Here is a 1,768-nt window from a genome sequence, read left to right as displayed (position 1 = left end):
CTGGACGCTGCGCTGGGCCGTGCTGATGGGTGGGCAAACGATCCCGAAAAACAACGCGCTGATGAATGATTACACCCTGCCCATGGGCACCGACGGTCTGCTGGCAATTGTCGGCACCTTCGGGCTGTGGTTTGCCCTGATGATTACCGTCCGGGAGGGCGTCAACTGGCTTTCAAGGAGGCTTCAACATGCCTGAATTATCCCGTCGTCAATGGTTGAAAATAGGCGTTGCCGTCGGGGGCTTTGCGGCCTTCGGTCTGAGCTATCGCGATGTGGCAAAACGGGCCGTGGATGGGCTGGTCAACGGCACCTCAGGGAAGGTGACGCGCGACAGGATCCACGGCAACTCACTGCCCCCGGAAGGGATCGCCCACAATGGCTGGACGAGCACGCCGGATCAGGCGATCGCCATGACCCAGTGCTTTGGCTGCTGGACGCTGTGCGGGATCCGCGCGCGGGTCGATAAGACCACTCACCAGGTCCTCCGCATTGCCGGCAACCCCTGGCATCCGCTCTCGCATGAGCGACCGTTCGACAGCATGATGCCGTTTGCCGAGGCCATGACCAGGCTGGCGGGTGAAAGCGGGCTGGATTCCCGCTCCACCGCCTGCGCGCGCGGGGCAACCCTGCTGGAGAGTCTGAACAGTCCACTGCGCGTACTTACTCCGATGAAGCGCGCCGGAAAACGCGGAGAAGGTAAGTGGCAGCGCATCAGCTTTGAACAGCTGATCGCAGAGGTCGTCGAAGGGGGAGATCTGTTTGGCGAAGGCCATGTTGACGGGCTGAGAGCCATTCGCGATCTCACCACCCCGGTGGATCCCCGGCATCCGGCTTTCGGTCCGAAGGCCAATCAGCTGCTGGTCACCAATACCAGCGATGAAGGCCGGGACGGGTTTCTGCGCCGCTTTGCCCAGAACAGTTTTGGTTCAAAAAACTTTGGTGCTCATGGGGCCTACTGCGGGCTGTCGTATCGTGCGGGATCCGGCGCGCTGATGGGCGATCTGGATAAAAACCCGCACGTTAAGCCGGACTGGGAAAACGTCGAATTTGCGCTGTTTATGGGCACCTCGCCCGCGCAGTCCGGTAACCCCTTCAAGCGCCAGGCCCGCCAGCTGGCCAGCACCCGGCTGCGCAATAACTTCAACTATGTGGTGGTTTCACCCGCTCTGCCGTTGACCACGGTGCTGGCCGACGACCACGGCCACTGGCTGGCGATCAAACCGGGTAGCGATTCCGCGCTGGCGATGGCGATGATCCGCTGGATTATCGACAACCAGCGCTACGTTACCGAGTACCTGACCCTTACCAGCCGCGAGGCAATGCTGCGGGCCGGAGAGAAAAGCTGGAGCAACGCCTGCTGGCTGGTGATCGGCGATGATAACCATCCCCTCGCCGGGCAGCATTTACAGCTTTCCCACCTGAGCGGCAGCGATGCCGAAGCCGATGAGGCGCTGGTGGTGAATGAGGCGGGCCAGCTGGTGCCCGCCAGCCAGTGCGATCGCGGCACGCTGTTAGTGACTCAGCAGGTGACCCTGCACGACGGCGCGACGGTCACGGTAAAAAGCAGTTTCCAGTGCCTGAAAGAGTCGGCGGAAAGATTCACCCTGGCGCAGTACAGCCAGCAGTGTGGGGTGGCGGAAGAAAGGATTGTCGCGCTGGCAACCGCCTTTACCCGCTACGGGCGCAAAGCGGCGGTGGTCACCCACGGCGGGATGATGTCCGGGAACGGCTTTTATAACGCCTGGTCGGTGATGATGCTCAACGTGCT

2 pseudogenes are annotated in these 1,768 nt (G+C 61.8%); both read left to right on the top strand.

Annotated elements, in window-relative coordinates:
* A pseudogene (locus ACRDD5_RS11420) lies at positions 1–196 on the top strand (tetrathionate reductase subunit TtrC); the annotation flags it as partial.
* Positions 189–1,768, top strand: a pseudogene (locus tag ACRDD5_RS11415) (tetrathionate reductase subunit TtrA); the annotation flags it as partial. The pseudogenes ACRDD5_RS11420 and ACRDD5_RS11415, both read left to right, overlap by 8 nt.

The sequence above is a fragment of the Silvania sp. genome (assembly GCF_051656365.1).
GTDB lineage: Bacteria > Pseudomonadota > Gammaproteobacteria > Enterobacterales > Enterobacteriaceae > Enterobacter > Enterobacter hatchlandensis.
This window is presented reverse-complemented; position numbering and strand designations above follow the sequence as displayed.